Origin of the sequence: Actinoplanes awajinensis subsp. mycoplanecinus, assembly GCF_001509495.1 — a bacterium.
GTDB classification, from domain to species: Bacteria; Actinomycetota; Actinomycetes; order Mycobacteriales; family Micromonosporaceae; genus Actinoplanes; species Actinoplanes palleronii.
The window spans coordinates 40,481-58,459 of sequence record NZ_LLZH01000276.1; the positions used below are offsets into that span (position 1 = coordinate 40,481).

At 69.8% G+C, this 17,979-nt stretch carries 16 protein-coding genes; 6 read left to right on the forward strand and 10 right to left on the reverse strand.

Annotated features, from left to right (window positions below; genetic code table 11):
* Nucleotides 1-3: 3 nt before the first annotated feature.
* Nucleotides 4-765: an SDR family oxidoreductase gene (locus tag ADL15_RS26675; protein WP_067696900.1), complete on the reverse strand. Its 762-nt coding sequence runs from the start codon at nucleotides 763-765 to the stop codon at nucleotides 4-6.
* Nucleotides 766-866: 101 nt separating this feature from the next.
* On the opposite strand from ADL15_RS26675, the gene ADL15_RS26680 reads away from it, so the two are divergent.
* Nucleotides 867-1,772 carry a helix-turn-helix transcriptional regulator gene (locus tag ADL15_RS26680; protein WP_083971765.1) on the forward strand — a complete coding sequence of 302 codons (906 nt, stop codon included), beginning with the start codon at nucleotides 867-869 and terminating at the stop codon, nucleotides 1,770-1,772.
* A gap of 64 nt (nucleotides 1,773-1,836) precedes the next feature.
* Here the strand turns inward: ADL15_RS26680 and ADL15_RS26685 are convergent, their stop codons facing one another.
* Nucleotides 1,837-2,577 (reverse strand): class II aldolase/adducin family protein, encoded by a 741-nt coding sequence (locus ADL15_RS26685; RefSeq protein ID WP_067696902.1) that lies wholly within the window; start codon nucleotides 2,575-2,577, stop codon nucleotides 1,837-1,839.
* A gap of 5 nt (nucleotides 2,578-2,582) precedes the next feature.
* On the opposite strand from ADL15_RS26685, the gene ADL15_RS54440 reads away from it, so the two are divergent.
* The 3 genes from ADL15_RS54440 (at nucleotide 2,583) to ADL15_RS26695 (ending at nucleotide 4,591) form a co-directional block, all read left to right on the forward strand.
* A complete protein-coding gene (locus ADL15_RS54440; protein ID WP_198171021.1) occupies nucleotides 2,583-3,029 on the forward strand; it encodes a substrate-binding domain-containing protein in 447 nt (148 codons plus the stop codon).
* 191 nt (nucleotides 3,030-3,220) lie between these two features.
* The gene (locus ADL15_RS54445) at nucleotides 3,221-3,550 is read left to right on the forward strand and encodes a hypothetical protein (protein ID WP_198171022.1); all 330 of its coding nucleotides are present in this window, start codon (nucleotides 3,221-3,223) and stop codon (nucleotides 3,548-3,550) included.
* A gap of 84 nt (nucleotides 3,551-3,634) precedes the next feature.
* Nucleotides 3,635-4,591 (forward strand): ABC transporter substrate-binding protein, encoded by a 957-nt coding sequence (locus ADL15_RS26695; RefSeq protein WP_067696904.1) that lies wholly within the window; start codon nucleotides 3,635-3,637, stop codon nucleotides 4,589-4,591.
* On the opposite strand, the gene ADL15_RS26700 is transcribed toward ADL15_RS26695, so the two are convergent.
* Entirely contained in the window at nucleotides 4,546-4,839 is a 294-nt protein-coding gene (locus ADL15_RS26700) for a hypothetical protein (RefSeq protein ID WP_198171023.1), read from the reverse strand. The two genes, ADL15_RS26695 and ADL15_RS26700, sit on opposite strands and share 46 nt — an antisense overlap.
* Before the next feature lie 163 nt (nucleotides 4,840-5,002).
* Between ADL15_RS26700 and ADL15_RS26705 the strand changes: the two genes are divergently transcribed.
* Nucleotides 5,003-6,871, forward strand: a complete 1,869-nt coding sequence (locus ADL15_RS26705; protein ID WP_157441616.1) for a PHB depolymerase family esterase — start codon at nucleotides 5,003-5,005, stop codon at nucleotides 6,869-6,871.
* Nucleotides 6,872-6,917: 46 nt separating this feature from the next.
* On the opposite strand, the gene ADL15_RS26710 is transcribed toward ADL15_RS26705, so the two are convergent.
* Nucleotides 6,918-7,457 (reverse strand): SDR family NAD(P)-dependent oxidoreductase, encoded by a 540-nt coding sequence (locus tag ADL15_RS26710; RefSeq protein ID WP_198171024.1) that lies wholly within the window; start codon nucleotides 7,455-7,457, stop codon nucleotides 6,918-6,920.
* 112 nt (nucleotides 7,458-7,569) lie between these two features.
* Here ADL15_RS26710 and ADL15_RS26715 point away from each other — a divergent pair, with 112 nt between their 5' ends.
* Nucleotides 7,570-8,205, forward strand: coding sequence for a hypothetical protein (locus ADL15_RS26715; protein ID WP_067696910.1), 636 nt, complete (start codon nucleotides 7,570-7,572; stop codon nucleotides 8,203-8,205).
* A gap of 50 nt (nucleotides 8,206-8,255) precedes the next feature.
* Here ADL15_RS26715 and ADL15_RS26720 read toward each other — a convergent pair whose 3' ends face one another.
* From ADL15_RS26720 to ADL15_RS26745, 6 genes are all read right to left on the reverse strand, one after another.
* Nucleotides 8,256-11,798: a ricin-type beta-trefoil lectin domain protein gene (locus tag ADL15_RS26720; protein WP_083971780.1), complete on the reverse strand. Its 3,543-nt coding sequence runs from the start codon at nucleotides 11,796-11,798 to the stop codon at nucleotides 8,256-8,258.
* Nucleotides 11,799-12,000: 202 nt separating this feature from the next.
* Entirely contained in the window at nucleotides 12,001-13,407 is a 1,407-nt protein-coding gene (locus ADL15_RS26725; RefSeq protein ID WP_067696912.1) for an RICIN domain-containing protein, read from the reverse strand.
* Nucleotides 13,408-13,409: 2 nt separating this feature from the next.
* On the reverse strand, nucleotides 13,410-14,795 hold the full coding sequence (locus ADL15_RS26730) for a pectinesterase family protein (protein ID WP_083971769.1): 1,386 nt from the start codon (nucleotides 14,793-14,795) through the stop codon (nucleotides 13,410-13,412).
* 104 nt (nucleotides 14,796-14,899) lie between these two features.
* Complete coding sequence (locus tag ADL15_RS26735) at nucleotides 14,900-15,793, reverse strand: carbohydrate ABC transporter permease (protein WP_067696914.1); 894 nt, start codon at nucleotides 15,791-15,793, stop codon at nucleotides 14,900-14,902.
* Nucleotides 15,783-16,652, reverse strand: a complete 870-nt coding sequence (locus ADL15_RS26740; RefSeq protein ID WP_067696916.1) for a carbohydrate ABC transporter permease — start codon at nucleotides 16,650-16,652, stop codon at nucleotides 15,783-15,785. The genes ADL15_RS26735 and ADL15_RS26740 overlap by 11 nt, the downstream gene beginning before the upstream one ends.
* On the reverse strand, nucleotides 16,649-17,974 hold the full coding sequence (locus ADL15_RS26745) for an ABC transporter substrate-binding protein (protein WP_083971770.1): 1,326 nt from the start codon (nucleotides 17,972-17,974) through the stop codon (nucleotides 16,649-16,651). The genes ADL15_RS26740 and ADL15_RS26745 overlap by 4 nt, the downstream gene beginning before the upstream one ends.
* Between the last annotated feature and the right edge of the window lie 5 nt (nucleotides 17,975-17,979).

Sequence of the window (17,979 nt, forward strand, 5' to 3'; positions counted from 1 at the left end):
CGGTCACGCCTGCGCTGTCGGCAGAGTGATCACCTGGCGCAGGTTGACGTGGCGCGGCCGGGAGACGACGTACCCGATGAGGTCGGCGATGTCGCCCGCGCTCAGCGCGGGCATCGCCTGGAACATCGCGCCCAGCTGGGCGGAGAGCTCGGTGTTGTCGACGTGTCCGCCCAGCTCGGTGTCGGTCAGGCCGGGCTCGATGTTGGTGACCCGGACCGCCTCTGCGCCCAGCTCCGTGCGCAGCGAGGCGGAGAGGTGGGTGAGCGCCGCTTTGGTGGCGGAGTAGACGGCGTACTGCGGGAAGAGGGCGTGCGCGCCGATGGAGGAGATGTTGACCAGGTCGGCGGTGCCGCCGGCGGCCGCGGCGGCGCGCAGCCCGGGCAGGAAGGCGCGGATGACTCGCAACGCGCCGGTCAGGTTGGTGTCGATCATGCGGATCCACTCGTCCTCGCGGCCGTCGCCGATCGGGTTCGGCAGCATCACCCCGGCGGCGTTGACCACCAGGTCCGCCCGGCCGTAGGCGGCCTCCACGGTGGCGGCCGCGGCCGCCACCGAGACCGCGTCGGTGACATCGACGGGTACGGCCAGCGCGGTCCCGCCACCAGCGGTGATCTTGGCGGCCACCTCGTCCAGGCGGTCCCGGCGACGGGCGAGCAGGGCGACCCGGGCCCCACCGGCGGCGAGCAGGAGTGCGGTCGCCTCGCCCATGCCGCTGGCGGCTCCGGTGATCACGGCGGTCCGGTCGTGCAGTTCGTAGTTGTTCATGGCCACAGCGTCTGCCGGTCCGGGATCCGGTGGCAGTGCTGCGCGTTACCTAGGTCTGACAGAACCAGGATCCGGTTCGGGACACAGGGCAGACTGTGGCCATGACAGCGTCCCCTGCACCAGGCCGCGAGACGGACATCGGCGCGTTCCTGCGTGCGCGGCGCGCTGGCGTCCGGCCGGAGGAGTTCGGGCTGCCGGTGCTGGGCCGCCGCCGGGTGCCCGGCCTGCGCCGCGAGGAACTGGCCCAGCTGGCCGGGGTGAGCCCCGACTACTACGTCCGGCTGGAGCAGGGTCGTAGCCATCACGTGTCGGAGTCGGTTCTGGACGCCGTGGCCCGGGTGCTGCGCCTCGACGGCACCGAACGCGAACACCTGATCAACCTGGCCCGTTCCGCCGGCGCCCGGTCACGCCCGGCCGGGGCGCCTCGCCAGCGGATCCGTCCCGGCGTGCGGGTGCTGCTCGACATGATGCAGACGGTGCCGGCCTTCGTTCTCGGCCGGCGCCTGGACGTGCTCGCCTGGAATCCGCTCGGCGACGCGGTCAACGGCTTCAGTACCTGGCCGGCCGGGCAGCGCAACGTCGTCTGGCGTACGTTCCTGGACCCGCGGGCCCGTACGTTCTATCGGCAGTGGAACACCGTCGCCGCCGAGACGGTCGCGTTCCTGCGTCTGGACAGCGGGCGCCACCCCGGCGACCCGCAACTGACCGCCCTGGTCGGCGAGCTCTGCGTCACCAGCCCGGAGTTCGCCCGGCTGTGGGCGGCCCAGCAGGTCAAGGACAAGACATCCGGCGCGAAGCTGCTGCACCACTCGCTCGTCGGTGATCTGGACCTCGCCTTCGAGACGCTCACGCTGCCCGGCGAGCCGGACCAGATGCTCGTCACCTACACGGCGCCACCCGGCAGCCCGACCGGGGAGCGGCTGCAGCTGCTGGCGAACTGGACGGTGCCGGGCGCCGACCCGGTCAGGACAGCCGTCTCACCGCCGGCCGGTGAGCGCGATCGATGAGACCGTGCGGGTCTCGCCGTCGACCGGCATGGTGCCGTGGTCGTGGCCTCGCGTGGTGGCGAAGTCATCGGCGCCGGGCACCGTGATGGCGCCGATGCGAGAGCCGGGCGAGTTCGTGCCGCCAGGCGATCTCGCTGGTCAGGCCGGCGCCGAGGTCCGGTAGTTCGGCCAGGTCTTCCGGTGGCAGGTCGCGCGGTACGCCGCCGGCGGACGACACGGCCAGCATGATCCTGGCCAGCCGGTCGACCGACAGCGCCTGCAGCACCGCTCCGGGCACGTCGGCGGCCGCGCTGGTCAGGCCGTGACCGCGCAACAGCACGACCGGGCGGTCACCCATCGCGGCGGTCATCTGCGCGGCCAGCGCGCGGGTGCGGATCAGGACGCTGCGCGGGTAGACCGGCACTCCGCCGGCGGCCAGGTGCGCGCCCGGGATGTCGAGCGCCCCGACGATCGGCCGGATCGCGAGGCCGGCCAGGTCGGCGGCGACCACGTCCTCCGGGTGGGCGTGCACGACCGCGGTCACGTCCGGGCGGGTACGCAGCACCTCGGTGTGCAGCGGCAGCTCGTGCGGGACGCTCCAGCCGTCCAGCTCGCCGCCGGTTCCCGGGTCCCCGTCGAGGGTGACCAGCCGTACGTCCTGTTCGGTGGTGAAGGCCAGGCCGCGTTCCCGGGGGCCGCGGCAGCGCACCAGTAACCGCTCGTCGTCCACGCGCAGGCTCACGTGGCCGAGAAAGCCCGGCGTGAGCCCGCGGGCGGCGAGCACCCGGCACGCGCCAGCGATCAATCGACGTTCCTTGATATGCATGGCGGGTGAGCATATCCATCACGCTGGCCTGCGAACGGTACGACCGCACCGAGGCGCTGCGCGACGGCCGGGTGACACCGGCCGGGGTGGACCTGACCTATCTGCCCCAGCAGGTCGAGGAGACGTTCTTCCGGATGGCCCGGTTCCGTGAGTTCGACGCCGCCGAGATGTCACTGTCCAGCTACGTGATCGGTCTGACCCGCGACGCGCCGTTCATCGCGCTGCCGGTCTTCCCGTCCCGGATGTTCCGGCACAGCGGCATCTACCTGCCGCCGGGTTCCGGCATCAGCGAGCCGGCCGAGCTCGCCGGACGGCGGGTCGGGCTCGCCGAGTATCAGCTGACCGCCAACGTGTGGATCCGGGGCCTGCTCGCCGACGAGTACGACGTGCCCGTCGAGTCGGTCACCTACGTCACCGGCGGACTGCACACGCCAGGGCGTACCGAAAAGTAGCCTTTGATCTTCCGCCCGGGATCCGCGTCGAGCCGCTGGACGCGGGGCGCACGCTCACCCAGGCCCTGGCCGCGGGCGAGATCGACGCGCTGTACTCGCCGCGGACTCCGGCGAGCTACGGCCGGCGGCTGTTCGAGCCCGCGCGCCCGGTCGAGGAGGACTACTACCGGCGGACCGGGATCTTCCCGATCATGCACGTGGTGGTGCTGCGCCGCAAGGTGTACGAACGTCACCGCTGGCTGGCCCGGTCGCTGTACGACGCGTTCGAACGGGCCCGAGCCCTGTGTGCCGAGGGCATCGACGAGTCCGCGGCGCCGCGGTACATGCTGCCGTGGCTGCACGACGAGGTGGCCCGCACCCGGGCGCTGCTCGGCGACGACTACTGGACCTACGGCCTGGAGCGCAACCGTCACGTGCTGCGGACGTTCCTGGACTACGCGTACGAACAGGGTTTGATCATCCGCCGCCCGCAGCCGGAGGAATTGTTCGCCCCGGAGACCCTGGCAACGACGATCATCTGACATCAATTGACGGATGACTATTTCCCATTAGGCTCGTGCATTGAACGAGAACGCACGTTCGCTGTGCGAACAAGGGGGTGGGACATGGTCCCCGTCCGTCGCGCCCTGGCCGCTCTGGCCTGCGCCGTACTCGTCATCAGCGCGATGGCGTGTTCCGACGCCGACGACAGCGGCCGGGGTGGAACCACCCGGCTGAACGTCGGCGTGGTGCCGGTCATCGACGTGGCCCCGCTCTACCTCGGGATCCAGAAGGGCTTCTTCTCCGCACGGCGGCTCGACGTGACACCGAAGCAGATCCAGGCCGGCTCGCTCATCGTCGCCGCCGTGGTCTCCGGCGACCAGAAGATCGGCTTCTCCAACAACACCTCGCTGCTCATCGCCGCTTCCAAGAACCTGCCACTACGCATCGTCGCGGCCGGCAACCAGGCCGCCGACGGCGACTACGCGGCGATCTTCACCCGCAAGGACAGCCCGATCCGCACGGCCAAGGACCTCGCCGGCAAGAGCATCGCGGTCAACAACCTCAACAACGTGGGCTCGCTCTCCATCAACGCGGCCCTACAGGCCAGCGGGGTCGACATCACCGGCGTCAAGTACGTCGAGATCGCCTTCCCCGAGATGGCCGCCGCCCTCACCCAGGGCCGGGTGGACGCGGCCTGGGCGGTGGAGCCGTTCGCCAGCGCCGTCAAGGCAGCCGGCGACGTCAAGGTGGTACTGCGCCCGTACCCCCTCGTCGCCCCGCATTTCCCGGTCGCCTCCTACTTCACCAGCGAATCGTTCCGGGCATCCGACCCCGACGTCGTCGACCGCTTCCGCGCGGCGATGAACGAATCCCTGACCTATGCCCAGAGCCATCCGGACGAGGTACGCCAGATCCTGACCAGCTACATCAAACTCACGCCCGAGGTGGCCGCCCGCGTCGTGCTGCCGGAGTGGGACACCGACGTGAACGCAGCCCTGCTGCAACGCACCGCCGAACTCGCCCAGCAATACGGCTACCTGAGCACCGCACCGGACGTGAACCGGCTGATCGGCGGCTGAAGCCGCGCGAAAGCGAGGGCCGGGGTAGCCCGTCCGGCAGCGCACCGGCTCGCGGCGTAGCCGACCCCGAAGGTCGCCAGCGCCACCAGCGTGCCGACGGCCGCGTCGCCTTCCGGGAAGAAGACCCGCCCGAACACCAGCGCCGCGGCCGTCCCGTACAGAAAGAAGTCGTAGTACTCCAGGGCGCTGCCGATCCACGCCGAACGCGCTGCCAGCGCAGCGTTTCCCCGGCCCCGCGAAGCGACCACGATCAGCCTCCTTCGGTCCGCCAGGCGGACCATTGGTTCCAGATTTGGAGCCACCATCCATGTAAAGACGTCGATTCGCAAAAGGCAAGCGTTGAGTTCACGCATAAAGCGCCATCAGGCGGTCTCGATGTACCGCACAGCGGATCGTCGCTACGGTCGCGCCATGACCCCTGTCGATCGACGCCGCTTGCTCCAGGGCACCGCCGCGCTCGCCGCGACCACCGCGCTCACCCCGCTCGCCGCCCCCGCCACCGCCGCCGGACCCGGACCCGGGCTCGGCGAGGCGAAGCCGCTCGACGGCCGCCCGTATCCGGCCTACGACTACTCCCGCGCCAACAAGCTGCCGCGGGAGATGACCGGCTACTGGACCACCTCGTTCGATGTCGGCGGCACGGAGCGGACCGCGAAGGTGTACATCTCGGCCGAGACACCGATCCGCTCCTACTTCACGGTCATCGCGGTGCCCGACGGCGTCGACACCGCCGAGTTCCTCCGCTCCTCGGGCTGGCGTGCCGTGGCCGACCAGCGGCAGGAAGCCCTGTTCGTCCTGGAACCGGGCCCCTCGGGCTGGACCGGCGCCGAGCCGGAAGCCGCCTATGTAGCGGCAGCGCTCGGCTTCTACCAGGCCAACAACTACTTCTCGATCTTCGGTGAGAGCTACCTGGTCGGGTACGGCACCGGCGCCCCCGCACTGGAGGCGTGGGCGGTCGCGAACCCGCTGAAGGTCATCGCGCAGGCGTACGTGGACTCCCCCGGCCTGAGCGACACCTACCTCGCCTCGTACGCGTCGCGCGAGTACGACGGGCAGACGGCCTACACCCCGGTCGAGTTCCCCGCCGGATTCCGGCTCGTCCGCTACGCCGAGACGGTCCTGCCGACCTGGTACATCACCCCGGACGCCCGCCGGGTCGCCGCCAGCCTGGCGTACTGGAAACGCGCCAACGACACCGTCGCCGCCGGGCGTCACGACCGCGTGCTCGGCACCGTCCACCGGCAACGCCCGGGCTCGAACCGGTGGATGACCTCCCACGCCGGAGCCGTCTCCACGGTCGCCGTCCAGCCGCACCGCGCCACCACCGGCCAGATCGTCGCGTTCCTCACCGGCTACACGCGTTACGAGAACTCCTTCGCGTACGGCAACCAGCTCTACGAACGGGCCGACTTCCGCCGCCTCGGCATCGAGGTCCACACCATGCAGGTAGCCGGATACGTCCGTGAGTACCTCGTCTACCGGCCCCGATCCGCCCGCCGCAAGGCACCCGTCCTGTTCGTCTGGCCCGGCGACAGCCAGACCGACAAGGTCTTCGTCGACGCCACCCAGTGGTGGAAGGTGGCCGACCGCGAAGGCGTCGTCCTCGTCGTGGTCTGCGAGCAGTACAGCCGTACCTCCGTGGTGGTCAGCCACCGCGATTCGCTGACCTTCTTCCGCCGGCTACGCGACACCATCACCGCCCGCTACGACGTCGACCCGACCCGCTTCTACTCCACCGGCCACTCCGCCGGCAGCGGTGTCACGCAGAACCTCGCCATCGCGTTCCCCGAGTATTTCGCCGCGGTCGCGTCCAGTTCCTTCCCGGCCGCACCGAACGCGGCGGGCACGGTCACCCTCGACGGGGTCACCTATCCGGCCCGCCGGCAGAAGATCCCCAACTACCTGATCTACGGGTACGGCGACATCCAAGGCTTCGTCGGCACCCTGTGGGACGACACCCCGAACCAGACGGACAGCTGGGCGCGGTACCACCTCGGCGTCGACGGGCTGACCCTGGCCGACGTGGACACCGTCGCCGGCCGGCGCAGCGGGTTCCACGACCGCTTCCAGACCTGGACCTGGTACGACACGAGCGCCCGCGTCCCGATCCTCAAACTGACCAGGAACCTCTACCGTTCCCACAACACCACCGCGGAGGAGCCGCCTCTGCTGTGGGCCTTCCTCGAGCACTACAGCGGGGAGACGGCCGCGGACGGCACCGTCACGCGCTACTACAGCCCGTCGGGTTTCCGCCGCCCCGGCGATAGGCGCCGCATCTGAGGCGTGCGGGCAGGCGTTCGCCGCCGGCCCGCGTTCGAGTCCCGGATCAGCCGAGGAGTCCGAGGGCGACCTCCCACAGCCGCTGAGCGTTGGCCGGATCGAGGGCGTAGCGCGCGACGCCCCGATAGTTCGGCGGCATCTCGTCGACCACCGGGGCTTGCGTGCTGTCCTCGAAGTAGCGCCCGCCGACCCCGTCGAGCAGGGGCGAGCCGGCCAGCAGTGCGGAGGTCGCGGCGCCCTGTTCCGGGGTCTTGTGCAGTTCCTTGGGCGATCGCAGCCCACCGGTGTGCTTCTGCAGGCCGGTCGCGATGGCGCCGGGGTTCAGCGCGTTGGCGTGGATGCCGTCGCCGGACCAGCGCCGGGTCGCCTCGACGGCGAGCAGCACCTCGGCGCTCTTGGACTGCCCGTAGGCGAGGAACGCGTCGTACGGGCGGAACCGGAAGTGCAGGTCGTCGAAGATGACCGGGGAGAACAGGTGACCGCTGGAGGCGACCGAGACGACCCGGGCGCCACCGGCCGCGGCCAACGCCCGGTGCAGCCCGGCGGTCAACGCGAAGTGACCCATGAAGTTCGTGGCGAACTGCATCTCCCGGACGAGGTCGACCCGATCGCCACCTTCGGACCACGGCAAGGAGAACGTGTGGAGGTTTCGTGTCCGGCCTTCCGCGGGTCACGACCGCGAGTGCAAGATCCTCGCCATGGACTTCCCGTGGGATCCGGTAGATCAGCCGGTCGAGCCGTCCGCGCCGGCGGCGTGGAGCGGGCGCGGCGTGCTGCAGGCCAGCCTGAGTTGTGCCGGTTGGTTGCTGCTGATTCCCGCCTGGTGGCTCGCCGGGACGCCTCTTCTCGTCGGTTCGTTCGTCGGCTGGTGGATCTCGTTGCTGGCGGCGTTGTTCGCGGTACTCGTCTCGATCGCGGCGATCCTGATCGCCTGCGCGCGCGGTTCGTGGGGGGTCGCCGTGGTGAGCTTGTGCCTGGCCGCTGCCGCCTTCGTCGTCGTCTCGCGGCAGGATTCACAGGTCTACCCCGTCGACTATCGGTATCGGCTGCATCGGGCCGCGCTCACCGAACTGGTCGAGGGCTACCGGGCCGGCCGCTTGGACGGCGCACTGACCCTGCCGGCCGACATCCGCTCCCTGTGCCCGTCCGGATTCGCGTACGCCGGTCCGACCGTGTTGTTCGTGCAGCTCTGGCAGAACTGGCGAGCCGAGTCGGGAACAGGACTCGCGTATTTCGCCGAGCCGCCCACCGCACAGACGACCGTCACCACCGCCGAGGGCGACAATGGGCATCCGCAACGAGAGGTGGGCGACGGCTGGTGGTGGGTGGCGTGACGCCACAGCCCCGCGACGGCTGCTTCGGGCAGAAACGCGCATCGAAGGCGTCAGCCCAGCCGGAACCGCTGGGCGGTGCCGGCGTTGCAGTCGTAGATCTGCAGGGTGTCGCCGGGCTGCTGCCGGTTGCCGGGGTCGTCCAGGCATCGTCCGGACTGCGCGTTGTAGAGGGTTCCGTCGGCTCGGCTGACCCACTTCTGCGCGCCGCTGCCGTTGCAGTCGAACAGCTGGACGGGGGTGCCGTTGGCGGTTCCGGCGTTGCTGACGTCCAGGCACTTGCCGAAGACCCGGATGCTGGCGTCACCCGGCGCCGACCAGCGTTGGGCGTCGGTGCCGTTGCAGCCGAAGAGCTGGACCGCGGCGGCCGAGGACGGGTCGGCGTCGGCGATGTCGGTGCAGAGTCCACCCGGTCCGGTGATCGGGCCGGGCGGCAGCTGCCAGACCTGCCCGTCGGTGCCGACGCAGTCGTATAGCTGCAGCTGGACGGCGCCCGGGGTCCGGTTGGAGTCGGGCACGTCCAGGCAGCGCCCGGACGCCGGGTTCAGCAGGCTGCCGTCGGCCCGGCGGGTCCAGGACTGGCCGGCCGCGCCGGTGCACGCCGCGACGGTGACCGCGGCCTTGTTGGCGGTGCCGGCGGCGTTCAGGCACCGGCTCAGCACCCGTACGGTGTCGTCGCCCGGATGGCCCACCTGCTGGGCCGCGCTGTGGTTGCAGGTGTAGACCTGGACCGGCTGGCCGTCGGCGGCCACTCCCCCGCGGACGTCCAGGCACAGCCCGCCGACCCCGAGCACCTCACCGGTCGCCGGGTTGTCCGCGGCCGCGCCGGTGAGCGTGACGGTGTGCGCCGCGTTCACCGCGAGGCTCGCGGTGGTGACGGTGACGGTACGGCTGTTGCGGTTGTACGCCCACGCCGTCTCCGGCACCTGCACCCCGTCGACCAGGACGGCGGCCGGGGCGCCGCTGTTGGTGACCCGCAGGGTGTACGCCCGGGCGGTGGGCGCACCGGGGAAGCCGCCGGTCGTGGCGCCGACGGTGAACGAGCGTGCACCGTCGGCCCAGGACAGCGGCGTACTGGTGGACGCACCGCTCTGATAGCCGTTGCCCTCCCCCGCGTCGGCGTACAGGGAGAACGACCCGTCGGCGCCGGCCGCGACGGTGACGGTGAGCCGGGCGGCGACGCTGTCCTTCTGGCTGTGCACGTAGTCGGTGCGGGTGGGCACCAGGCCACCGGCCCTGACGAGCACCGGCATCCGCGACAGCGGGGCGGTGAGCGTGACGGTCGCCGGCCCGGTGTGGGTGGTGCCGGTGAAGTAGTCGGTCCAGGAGCCCGGCGGCACCCACACCGGCACCGAGCCGTTGCCGTTCGCGTCGTTCGGCGTGGTGATCGGCGCGACGAGCAGGTTGTCGCCGTACAGGTACTCACCACCCGCGGTGTAGGCCGCCTCCTGCGCCGGGTACTCCAGGTACATCGGCCGCACGATCGGCAGGCCGCTCTGGTTCGCCTGCCGCGCCGACGTGTACGTGTAGGGCACCAGCGCCTCCCGCAGCCGCAGGAACTTCTGCGCGCTGGCCTGCGCCGCTCCCGGGTAGTCCCACGGCAGCCGGTCGCCGTGGTCGGAGTGCATCCGCTCGACCGGCTGGAAGGCGCCGAACTGCATCCACCGCGCGTACATGTCGTCGGCGAGGTGGCCGCCGTGGAAGCCACCCAGGTCGTGGGTCACGTTGGACAGTCCCGCGGCGGCCTCGCCCGCGGTGAAGCGCACCTCGTACGCCAGGGTGTCCCAGGTCGAATAGGTGTCGCCGGTGAACGCCAGCGTGTTGCGTCGCTCCGACCACGGGCCCAGCGCGAAGTTGCTGGCGTCCAGGCTGCCGTGCTCGGTCCCGCCGATCCGGCTGAACGCGAAACCACGCAACCCGCGCCCGGTGTCGTGGTCGGCGTACGCCTGGTTGATCAGGTTGTCCGGGGCCACGTGCGGATCGGAGGCGATCGACGAACCGCAACCACCGCAGTAGTCCAGCCACCAGTTGCGCACGCCCTGCTGTTCGAACGGCGTGTGCAGCGCCTGGTACGCGCCCAGGTGCGCCGGGTTGGACCAGTCGAAGTAGTGGGTGTGCCCGTCGCTCTGCACCGGCAGGCCACCGGCTGCCGCGTTCGCGGCCGGGAATCGCGGGTCGGTGGCGTCGATCTCGGGGTGGACGTTGAAGCTGGTGTCGAGGTTCATCTGCTTCGTCCAGGTCAGAAACGCCTGCGGATCGGGGAACAGGTCGGTGTTCCAGTTCCAGCCGTCCCACGCGACGGGCTTCTTCCAGTCGGTGTCGACCACCAGCCAGTCGAGCGGCGTGAAGTTCCGGCGGAACGCGGGCAGCAGCGTGTTCTGATAGTCCGCGGTGCGATACCCCCAGAATCGGGAGAACCAGACACCGTACGCGGTCTGCGGCAGCAGCGCCGCGCCACCGGTCAGCGCGTTGAGGTCGGCGAGGGCCCGCTTGTAGTCCGGCCCGTACCCGAAGAAGTAGCCGTCCTGGTAGGGCTGGGCGCCGTGGCCGGGCCGGGCGCTGACCGTGTGGTTCGCGCTCAGCAGCGCGGTGCGGGTGTCGTCGAGCAGGTACCAGCCACCCCGGTTCAGGATGCCGGGATGCAGCGCGTCGGGGCCCGGCAGCCCGTTCGGCAGGTTGTCCAGCGAGCGGTACCAGCCGCCCAGCTGGCTGGCCGGGCCGGCGCCGTAGCCGGTGGTGCGCAGGTCGGTGGCGGGTGCCGGGTAGTCCGTGCTGGAGCCCGGCGTGACGGCGAGGCTGTCGAGATTGACCCGGCCCGAGTCGGCGGCGTCCTGCGCCACGGTGATCGTGTTGAGCCCGGCCCGCAGCGCCACGCTCACCGCACCCGTCGACCAGGTGTCCCACGACCCGGTCGGCGGCAGGCTGAACCGGGGGCCGGTGGCGCCGTTGACGTGCGCGGTGAGCGTGCGCGTCACGCTCTGGTTGTCGCTGCCGACGGCGTTGGCGTAACGCAGCGCGAGCCGCCAGGTGCCGGCCGTGGGCACGTCGACGTCGTACTGCACGCCGCTGCCGGTTGCCTCGTATCCGGTGGCGAACCCGGTGCCGGTGTGGCCCTGGTGGTCGTAGCCGGGGGTCACGCCGCCGGTGACCAGCGCGTTCTCGGCCTCGCACGCCGTCGACGCGGCACAGTAGGACGGATAGACCGGGCGCGCGGTGGCGCCGGTCGTGGTGATCGCCACGCTGAGGTTGGCGGCGGTGAACGGGCCGCTGTTCCGCCGGTACCGCAGGGTGAGGGCGCTGGTCCGGATCTCCCGGTACCCGTCGGCGGTCACCGAGGTGGTGTAGGCCGGTGCCGGGAACGACCGGTTGACCACGTTGAACGTGGTGGCGTCGGTGAACGCGCCGTCGCCGGCGTACTGCATCCGGATCAGTGTCGGGGTCAGGACCTCGAAACGCGCGGCGCCGTCCGTCACCGCCTCCGCCGCCGGGGCTGCCGCTGTGGCGGTCGCCGGACCGGTGACGAGGACGAACGCGGCGGCCAGGGCCGCACTGAGCGCCGCCGCCGAATGCCGGGAAGGTATAGCCAGGACACGCATGAGCACCTCGCACCACTCGATCCGCCTGCCCTGCATACAATCACTGACATCGATAGATGTAAATAATGTTTACGGCTTTCCGTGACACTGAAAAGGATCATGCATGGGCCCGGCGGGGCTGCTGGCGACCCCTCGGTGCCGAGCGGCGCGACCCGACGGGCCCCCCGCCGGCAGCGAGGAGCCCGTCGCTAGTGGGTGAGGCTCAGACGCCGATCGTCGCTTGCGGGCCGGCGTACTGGCGCAGCAGCGCCGGGACGTCGGCTGCCGCGTCCAGGGTGTAGGAGTAGAAGCTGCTCGGGGTGAACGCGGACCCGCTGGTGGTCTGGTTGCCGGTGCAGGAGACCAGGATGCTGCCGCTCTGCTTGAGCTGCGCGGTCGCGTCCGGGTAGTACGGGTCCTTCACCGTGTCGAAGTAGCTGTTCTCCAGCACCATCTTGGTGGCGCCGCGCGCGTAGTTGCCGTACGACGCGACCTTCTGCAGGTAGTTGTTGTAGAGGTGGGCGTAGGCGACGTTGTCGGTGCTCGGGTTGCGCTGGTTGGTGTCGTGGATCCAGTTGTGGTGGATGGTCATCCGGGCGGTGACGTTGTCGGTCCAGCCGATGCCGAAGGCCTTGTTGTTCTCGGCGAGCACGTTCCACGACACGGTCAGGTACGTGGTGTCCTTGCGCGAGTCGATCAGGCCGTCGTTCATCCGCGCGATGGTGTTGTGGTCGATCCAGATGTGGTCGGCGGTGTCCATCTGGATGCCGTCGTAGTCGTAGACCTTGTCGTCGGGGTCGTCGTCGGTCATCTGGGTGTCACGAATGGTCAGGTTCCGGATGATGACGTTGGTGACGCCGGTGCCGAGGAAGAACCCGCCGCCGACGATCTGCCCGGAGGTCCCGACGCCGACGACGGTCTTGTTCGAGCTGATCGGGATCTCGGTGCCCTTGGGGCTGATGGTGATCGCGGCGGCCACCCGGATCACGTATGCGCCGGACGCGGCCGCGTAACGGGCCAGGTCGGCCTGGGTGGTGACGGTGACCGTGGTGCCGCCCGCTCCCCCGGTGGTGCCGCCGCCGGTGCTCGCGAAGCCGTCGGCGGTCGCCGGCCAGGTCCGGCCGCCGGCCGCGACGAAGGCCCACTGCTTGTTGGTGTTCGCGGTGCAGGTCTCCTGGATGATCGCCGCGCCCGACGACGTGGACGCGTCCTTGTCCGACAGGCACAACCCGCTGTTCACGTTGATCACCTGGTAGGTGCCGGAACCGCTCGCGGTCAGCTTCCACTGCTGATTGGTCTGACTGCCCACACAGGTGTACTGCTGCACCTGCGCCCCGGACACCGTCGAGAAGCCCGGCACGTCCACACACTTACCACTGTTCACGTTCTTGATCAGATAGTTGCTGCCGGACGCGACCAGAGTGAACTGCTGCCACGTCGAGCCCGCGGTGCAGCCCCACTGCTGCAACAGCGCGGCATTGGCCGTCGAGGCGCCCGGCACGTCCAGGCACAACCCCGATTTGGAGACCTTGATTTGGTACGCGACGCCGGTGGCCGGGGCGGCCGACGCCGCGGCCGGCGCGACGAGCAGCGCGGCCAGGATCAGCAGTGGTGCGAGGAGTCTGCGCATGATCAGCCCACCGGGTTCCAGTTGTCGGATCCCGCCAGGTACTTCTGCGGGGTGTAGTTGGCGGCCTGCGCGTCGGCGAGCTGCGGGCGGTTGCTGTTGGTGGTCGCGCCCGAGCCGGTGTTCTTGTACTCCAGGAAGCGGGCGTTCTTCCACGAGTTCGACGACATGTCGGTCCACGGCTGGGCGGTCGCGATGGTCGCGCTCAGGCTCGACTCGCGGTAGAGCACCTGGGCGTCGGCGCCCCAGGGCCGGCCGAGCTGGGTGGTGTTGTTCGTGGCGCCGGTGATCGTGCACTTGTAGAACAGGAAGCCGTACGGGTTGGCGGCGTCGGTCTTGGCCGCGGTGATCGGGCCGCCGGTGCTGCGCTTCTCGTAGATCGCGGTGGCGGTGAAGACCGCCGTGCCGCCGCCGAAGATGAAGTCGACGGTGCCCTCGACGTAGGAGTTCTTGACGTAGGCCCGGTAGTTGTTGACCAGCAGGGTGTCCTGGGCGCCGAGGAACCGGACGTTGTCGAAGACCGACCGGTCGCCGTTGAGGTTGGCCGCGACCGCCTGGCTGCCTTCGCCGTAGTCGTTGGACAGCGTCAGGTTGGTGGCGGCGAAGTCGGCGCCGTTGACGAACACGGTGGCGCTGCCCGAGGTGCCGTACCCGCCGGCTGAGCTGTGGTTGTTGACGATGATCGTCTGGCTCGCGGCGGAACCGAGGCCCTGCAGGGTGACATACGGTTTGTTGGACGGGATGGTGACGATCTCGCGGTAGGTGCCGGGTGCGATGGTGATGGTCCGGCGGGTGGTGTTGTTCGCCGGGACCGCGTCGATCGCCGCCTGCACGGTGGTGTACTGGCCGCTGCCGTCCTTGGCGACGGTGGCTCCGGCGGTCGAGGCGCCGGCAAAGGCCCACTGCTTGTTGGTGTTCGCGGTGCAGGTCTCCTGGATGATCGCCGCCCCGGACGCGGTGGACGCGTCCTTGTCCGACAGACACAGCCCACTGTTGATATTGATCACCTGGTAGGTGCCGGAACCACTCGCGGTCAGCTTCCACTGCTGATTGGTCTGACTGCCCACACAGGTGTACTGCTGCACCTGCACCCCGGACACCGTGGAGAAGCCCGGCACGTCCACACACTTACCACTGTTCACGTTCTTGATCAGATAGTTGCTGCCGGACGCGACCAGAGTGAACTGCTGCCAGGTCGAGCCCGCGGTGCAGCCCCACTGCTGCAACAGCGCGGCATTGGCCGTCGAGGCGCCCGGCACGTCCAGGCACATGCCGGACTTGGTGACTTTGAGCTGGTAGGCGACGCCGGTGCTGGGGACAGCCGACGCCGGGGACGAGATACCGACGACGGTGGCCGCGATGAGCAGAGCGAGCGCAGCGGTTCTTCGCATCAGAAATCCTTTCCGGTACGGGGGATCAGGACGCCGGGCCGCGACGAGGACGACGAACGTGCCGCGGGCCGACCCGTTGGGTGGCCTTCTCGGGTGTCAGACCCTCACCTCAGTCCGGTGGTAGCGATGCCTTTGACCAGGTATTTCTGGCCGGCGATGAAGAACCCGATGACCGGGGCGAGCGACACGAACGACATCGCGAACATCTCGCCCCACTGGCTCTGGCCCTCGGAGTCCATGAACTGGCGCAGGGCCAGCGGGACGGTGTAGAGCCGCGGGTCGGTCAGGTACAGCAGGGGCGCGAAGAACTCGTTCCACACCGAGATGAAGGTGAAGATGGCGGTGGTGGCGAACGCCGGCCGGCACAGCGGCAGGATCACCCGCCAGAACGTGCCGAACGGGCCGCAGCCGTCGATGCGGGCGGCGTCGTCGAGCTCGGTCGGCAGCGAGCGCATGAACTGGACCATCAGGAAGATGTAGAAGCCGTTGGTGGCCAGGAAGTGCGGCACCAGCAGCGGGTAGTACGTGTTGAGCCAGCCGAGCTTGTCGAACAGCACGTACTGCGGGACGACCAGGACGTGGCCGGGCAGCATCATGGTGCCGAGCATCATCGCGAAGAAGACCTTGCGCCCGGCGAAGCGCAGCCGGGCGAACGCGAACGCCGCCAGCGAGCAGGACAGCAGGTTGCCGAGGATGCTGAGCGTGACGATGACCAGCGAGTTGATCAGGTAGATCGCGAAGGGTTCGCTCAGCGCGGTCCAGCCACGCGCGTAGTTGCCCAGGTCCCAGGCGGCCGGCCACAGCGACTCGTCGGTGAAGACGGTGGCGCTGGGCTTGAGCGAGCTGGAGATCATCCAGAGCAGCGGGTACATCATGACCAGGCCGGCCAGGCAGAGCAGCAGGTGCCGGGCGAACCGCGGCCGCTTCGGCCGCGGGGCCGGCTGCTCCGGTGCCGGAGCAGCCGTGACCGGGGCCTGTTCCGTCGTGTCAGTTGTCATAGAACACCCACCAGCGGGCGGCCAGGAAGTTGATCGCGGTGAACCCGGCGATGATCATCAGGAGCAGCCAGGCCATCGCGGAGGCGTAGCCCATGTCGAATTCGGCGAAGCCCTTCTGGTACAGGTACAGGTTGTAGAACAGCGTCGACTGTCCCGGCCCGCCGCTGCCGTTGCTGATCACGTAGCCCTGGGTGAAGGTCTGGAACGACGCGATCAGCGACTGCACCAGGTTGAAGAAGATGATCGGGCTCAGCAGCGGCAGGGTGATCGACCGGAACTGCCGCCACGGCGAGGCGCCGTCCATCGACGCGGCCTCGTAGTACATCGCCGGGATCTGCCGCAGCCCGGCCAGGAAGATCACCATGGGTGAGCCGAACGTCCAGACGTGCAGCAGGATCAGCGTGCTCAGCGCGTACCGCGGGTCCGTCGACCAGCCGGGGCCCTGGATGCCGAACCAGGCCAGCGCGTCGTTGACGATGCCGCCGTAGCCGAAGATGTAGCGCCAGAGCATGACGATGGCGACGCTGCCGCCCAGCAGTGACGGCAGGTAGTAGACGCTGCGGTAGATCGCCAGGCCCCGCACGCCGCGGTCGAGCACCATGGCGACGGCGAGCGCGACCGCCAGCGACAGCGGTACCGAGACGAGGGTGTAGACGGTGGTCACGCCGAGCGACGTGTGCAGGGTGGCGTCGTGCCACATCTGCCGGAAGTTGGCCAGCCCGGCCCAGCGCGGCGCGGTGAGCAGGTCGTAATCGGTGAAGGCCAGGTAGAACGACGCGACGAACGGGATGATCATGAAGAGCGTCCCGCCGAACCAGGGCAGCAGGAAGAGATAGCCGGCCCGGTCCTGCCGGGTCATGTGGTTATCGCCTTGCGCGCCTCGGTCAGGAACCGCTGGCCGGCCTCGGCGGGGGTCATCCGCCCGAACTCCACCTCGGTGCTGATCACCTTGAGGATGTTGGTGAGCTTGCTGGCCCCGACCGGGTACGGGTACGACGGCGGCAGCTTCTCGTCCTGCAGCTTGGTCAGGAACTCGGCGGACCGGCGGCTGTCCGGGTCCAGGCTCGGCGCGGTCTGCACGGCGAGCGCCCGGTTGGGCGGCACGCCCCGGGTGGCGCCCGCGGCCTGGGCCGCCGCCGCGTCGTTGATCAGGAAGTTGAGCAGGGTGAGGGTCTGCTCCGGGTGCTTGCTCCGGGCCGCGATCGACCACAGTGCCGGGGTGTCCACCGACTGTCCCCGCTGCCGGGCCTGGGATTCGCCCGGGATGCGCAGCAGCGCCAGGTTGCCGCCGCACGCCTGGTTGAAGCCGTACAGGTTGTTGGTCGGGATGATCTGCGAGGCGATCGCCTTCTTGGCCAGGTACGACTGGGCCGGCGAGGTCCCGTTGTTCTGGTCGATGAACCCGGCCGGCGGCAGCCCGCCCCGGGCACGCAGGTCGACGGTGAACTGGTACCAGGCGGTGACGGTCGCGGCGGTGGCGCCGAGCCGGCCGTCCCGGGTGAAGAAGTCCTCGCCGCGCTGGCGGGCGAAGACCAGCAGGTTCGCGACGGTCCACGGTTCGAAGTTGGAGCCGTACACCGTGCCGGCGCTGGCCTTGGTGACCTGCGTGGCGAAGTCCGCGTACTGCTCCCAGCTCCACGTGTCGCCGTCGGGCAGCGCGACGCCGTACTTGTCGGTGAGGCTCTTGTCGATGACGAAACCGATGGTGTTCAGCCCGGACGGCACCCCGTAGCTGGCCGGCCCGACCTGGCCGAGGGCCTTGGCCTGCGGGGTGAGCCCGGACAGGTCGAGGCGGTCGGCGTGCGCGCCGAGGTCGAGCAGCGTGCCGCGATCGGTGTACTCGCGCAGGCTGTCGAAGCGCATCGCCAGCAGGTCCGGCGGGTCACCGGCGGCGAAGCGGGCGGCGAGCTTGTCCTTGTACGGGCTGCTGTCCTGGTATTCGGTGCGCACCCGGATGCCGGGGTTCGCGCTCTGGAACAGGTCGAGGGACTTCTGGGTGAACTCGGCGCGTTGCGCGTCACCCCACCACACCATGTTGATCTCGACCTTGCCGTCGTCACCGCCGCCCGTGCCGCCGAACCCGCGGCCGCAGGCGGGCAGCGCGGCGGTGAGCCCGGCCAGGCCGGCGAGCTGGAGCATCTGACGGCGACCGAGCCCGGCGCCACTGTCGACATGGTTCACGGTCG

What these genes read in the sequence shown, in the direction of transcription:
- ADL15_RS26675 (WP_067696900.1), bottom strand. Translation starts at nt 765, where the DNA reads ATGAACAACTACGAACTGCACGACCGGACCGCCGTGATCACCGGAGCC.
- ADL15_RS26735 (WP_067696914.1), bottom strand. Translation starts at nt 15,793, where the DNA reads ATGACAACTGACACGACGGAACAGGCCCCGGTCACGGCTGCTCCGGCA.
- ADL15_RS26685 (WP_067696902.1), bottom strand. Translation starts at nt 2,577, where the DNA reads ATGCATATCAAGGAACGTCGATTGATCGCTGGCGCGTGCCGGGTGCTC.
- ADL15_RS26720 (WP_083971780.1), bottom strand. Translation starts at nt 11,798, where the DNA reads ATGCGTGTCCTGGCTATACCTTCCCGGCATTCGGCGGCGGCGCTCAGT.
- ADL15_RS26705 (WP_157441616.1), top strand. Translation starts at nt 5,003, where the DNA reads ATGACCCCTGTCGATCGACGCCGCTTGCTCCAGGGCACCGCCGCGCTC.
- ADL15_RS26680 (WP_083971765.1), top strand. Translation starts at nt 867, where the DNA reads ATGACAGCGTCCCCTGCACCAGGCCGCGAGACGGACATCGGCGCGTTC.
- ADL15_RS26730 (WP_083971769.1), bottom strand. Translation starts at nt 14,795, where the DNA reads ATGCGAAGAACCGCTGCGCTCGCTCTGCTCATCGCGGCCACCGTCGTC.
- ADL15_RS26710 (WP_198171024.1), bottom strand. Translation starts at nt 7,457, where the DNA reads ATGCAGTTCGCCACGAACTTCATGGGTCACTTCGCGTTGACCGCCGGG.
- ADL15_RS26695 (WP_067696904.1), top strand. Translation starts at nt 3,635, where the DNA reads ATGGTCCCCGTCCGTCGCGCCCTGGCCGCTCTGGCCTGCGCCGTACTC.
- ADL15_RS26715 (WP_067696910.1), top strand. Translation starts at nt 7,570, where the DNA reads ATGGACTTCCCGTGGGATCCGGTAGATCAGCCGGTCGAGCCGTCCGCG.
- ADL15_RS26725 (WP_067696912.1), bottom strand. Translation starts at nt 13,407, where the DNA reads ATGCGCAGACTCCTCGCACCACTGCTGATCCTGGCCGCGCTGCTCGTC.
- ADL15_RS54445 (WP_198171022.1), top strand. Translation starts at nt 3,221, where the DNA reads ATGCACGTGGTGGTGCTGCGCCGCAAGGTGTACGAACGTCACCGCTGG.
- ADL15_RS26740 (WP_067696916.1), bottom strand. Translation starts at nt 16,652, where the DNA reads ATGACCCGGCAGGACCGGGCCGGCTATCTCTTCCTGCTGCCCTGGTTC.